Genomic DNA, 439 nt, shown 5'->3' on the forward strand with positions numbered 1-439 from the left:
GCCAAGCGGCGCAAGGGCTCGAAGGTGCATGCCGTGGTCGACACTCTCGGCCACCTGCTGGCGCTGCACGTCACCCCGGCCAACGAGGGCGACCGCGCGCAGGTCGCCGAACTCGCCAGGACCGTGCAGGACGTCACCGCCCAGACCGTCGAGGTCGCCTTCGTCGACCAGGGCTACACCGGCGCGGCCACCGCCGAGGCGGCGGCCGAGCACGGCATCCGCCTCGAGGTCGTCAAGCTGCCCGAGGCCAAGCGCGGCTTCGTGCTGCTGCCTCGCCGCTGGGTGGTTGAGCGCTCCTTCGGCTGGACCACACGTTTCCGTCGCTTGGTCCGAGACTATGAGCGACTACCCGAGACCCTGCGCAGCCTCCACTTCGTCGCTTTCGCCTGCCTCATGCTAAAGCAGGCCGCACTGGCGCTCGGTCCCTAACAGCCTCTAG

The 439-nt window shown here is 69.5% G+C and carries 1 protein-coding gene; it reads left to right on the plus strand.

The genetic code is table 11. The annotated features are described in order from the left end of the window. Nucleotides 1-429: transposase (locus Q7A36_RS40945; RefSeq protein ID WP_305109501.1), on the plus strand; the 429-nt coding region annotated here is incomplete at its 5' end. Between the last annotated feature and the right edge of the window lie 10 nt (nucleotides 430-439).

This window comes from Paracraurococcus lichenis (genome assembly GCF_030657435.1).
Classification (GTDB): Bacteria; Pseudomonadota; Alphaproteobacteria; order Acetobacterales; family Acetobacteraceae; genus Paracraurococcus; species Paracraurococcus lichenis.